Annotated in this window: 2 protein-coding genes and 1 pseudogene; 1 reads left to right on the top strand and 2 read right to left on the bottom strand. The window is 70.8% G+C overall.

The features are described 5' to 3' along the window. Positions 1-312: pseudogene (locus H5J26_RS30280) on the bottom strand (hypothetical protein); the annotation flags it as partial. Positions 313-479: 167 nt separating this feature from the next. On the opposite strand from H5J26_RS30280, the gene H5J26_RS30275 reads away from it, so the two are divergent. After that, a complete protein-coding gene (locus tag H5J26_RS30275) occupies positions 480-656 on the top strand; it encodes a thiazolylpeptide-type bacteriocin (protein WP_028431655.1) in 177 nt (58 codons plus the stop codon). A 200-nt stretch (positions 657-856) separates the two neighbouring features. On the opposite strand, the gene H5J26_RS30270 is transcribed toward H5J26_RS30275, so the two are convergent. After that, on the bottom strand, positions 857-2,452 hold a 1,596-nt coding region (locus tag H5J26_RS30270; RefSeq protein ID WP_181769152.1), incomplete at its 5' end, for a TOMM precursor leader peptide-binding protein.

Here is a 2,452-nt window from a genome sequence, read left to right as displayed (position 1 = left end):
GCCTTCGCTCGCGTAGGCGAGGCCGGTGCGCTCCCGCACCGGCAGGGCGTCGAGTTCGGCACGCAGCAGCACGCGGGGCCCCTCGCCGTTGCGCAGTACGCCGACGACACCGTGGCCGCCGACCCCGGCGGTCACCTCGTAGCGCTCCTTCTCGAGCCACTCGGCGAACCGGGCAGCCGTGCGGCTCTCCTCGCCGGACAGCTCGGGGTTCTTGTGCAGGTCGAGGTAGAAGGCGACCAGCGGCCTGAGGATCTCCTTCAGCCCGCCGAGTACGGGGTCGTTCTCGCCGGTGAAGGCGACGGATCGGCTCACAGGGGCATCTTTTCAGCACCGCACCAGAGGATGCGCTGACACGTCACTGACACCAGGTGTCAGTGACGTGTCAGCGGAACATCGATGGATCTGCCAGTGGGGTCGGCTGGAATGGCAGCACGCCGAGCCACCGGCACCACCGGTGGCCCACCGAAAAAGGAGTCCCCATGGCTGAGAAGTCCTCCCTCGCCTCGCTGGCCGACGAGATCCTGGAACTGGAGTCGGAGACCTTCGAGATCTCGGACTACTCGGACGCGAGCGAGGTCGTCCTCGCCGGTTCCACGAGCTGCTCGTCGACCTCGACCTGCTCCTCGACCACCAGCACCACCTCCTGCAGCGCCTGATCCTGCCGCGCAGACACAGCTGAACCCGCAGACGGCTCTCTCCGGTCCGGAGAGAGCCGTCTGTGCGTCCGTGTCCGGCGAGCGTCCGTGAGGCCGCCAGAAAGGCGTACGGACGCCTTCCGGCGCCCGTACGCACTGCCCGCCGCTCCCCAGTTCCGGCCCAACTCTCCGTCCTGCGCCTACGGGAACGGGGCCTGCGCCTACGGGAACGGGTGCGGCACCATCCGGATCTCCGCGTCCGCGAGGTCCGTCGAGCGCAGGCCCGCCCGCCTCGCCGCGGTGCGCAACCGCGGCATGAGCGGGGCGCGTTGACGCGACCAGCCGAAGTCGATGGGCAGTAGTCCGGGCACGAGGGTGCTGACGGTGCACAGGCCGATGCGCTCCTGTTCGGGCGTCGTCTGGTCGACGACGATCACATCGTGCCCCGCCCGCACGAGCTCGTCCCTGCACAGGGCGAGGTCGTCCGACAGGTCCCCGGTGCGCGGCCGTTGGCGCTGCTGCCATCCGTCGTACAGCTCACCGACCGTCCGCAGCCCCGCCGGCCGGAGGTAGGTGCCGACGTGTTCGGTCATCCTCGGCAGGCCGTAGAGCTGTGCGTGGTCCTTGAGGTGCAGCACCTTGGTGAAGTCGTCGGCCATGGCCTCCAGTTCGCCGCGGCGTTCGGCGACCTGGCGGGGCAGGTGCGGGATGTAGGTGAGCACCTCCGAGAGCGCCCCCTCCAGTGCCGCTCCGGGATCGAGACTCGCGCCGGCGCCGAACGAGAAGCTGCCGGGCCCGCCGTCGCGCCGTACGGCCAGGGCGGTCACGACGGGCACCGCGAGGTCGATGCGGTTGTCGAAGGCGTGCACGTCGTAACCCTGCATGGCCGCCCGCGCGATCATGGCGGGGACGGCGCCGCCTTCCACCGAGGCGAGGTCGATCTCCGTGAGCGGGGTCCCGCCGTACCAGGCGAGGAGGAACGCGTCGCGCTCGATGAGCTCCAACAGCCCGCCGAGCACCGCCTCCTCCATGCAGCTGCCGATGGCGCAACCATTGGAGCACTCGAAGACGAAGTTGTCGGCCGCCAACCCCGCGCTGTAGTAGGCCAGTCGGGCCGGCACCAGCACGGGACGGTCGTCGCGCAGCGAATGACCCCACACCCAGGGGATCTCGCGGTCCGGGTCGAAGGGGCTGACCATCGGGTCGTCGCGGTAGGTCGACTCGGCGTAGAAGCCGCACTCGGCGGGGTCGAGCGCCTCGTCGCGGATCTCGCTGTAGGCAGCCTTCAACAGGGCGCCCCCGCGCCTGCGGTGGGTCCCGGCGTACCGCTCCAGCCCTTCCAGGAACGCGAGTTCGCGGCTGGCGTCGAACCCGTTCGCCTGGCCGCTCCAGGTGACGTCGGTCAGTCCCGCGTAGCCGCGCATGAAGACGCTGCCCGCCACGGGTGCCGTGGTCGGCGAGGTGACGTTGATCCAGGTGCCGGCGCCGAGCACGCCGGTCACCGGATTGGCCAGCCCCTCCAGCGGCATCGGATAGGAGGAGGCCGCTCGCAACCGGTAGGTGTCCGGGTGGGGTTTGGGGCGCGCCGTCAGGTGAAGCCGCGCCGCTTCGGCGGAGTCGGCCGTCTGCGGGGCGCACTCGGGGCAGAGCGGTTCGGCGAGCAGAGGGAAGGTCCGTACGGCCAGCGTCTCCAGGTCCAGCCGGGAGACCTGCGGCAGCGCTCTATCGGCGGGCGTCCGCCCCGGAGGCTCTGCGGTGCCGCCCAGGGCGGCGTCGCAGAGGGCCGCCGTCGCGTCGAGGACGTAGCCGGGAAGCTG

It is taken from the genome of Streptomyces albidus (ex Kaewkla and Franco 2022), from assembly GCF_013870515.1.
Lineage (GTDB): Bacteria > Actinomycetota > Actinomycetes > Streptomycetales > Streptomycetaceae > Streptomyces > Streptomyces albidus.
The sequence above is the reverse complement of the archived record's forward strand: the minus strand, read 5'-3'. Positions and strand labels throughout refer to the sequence as shown.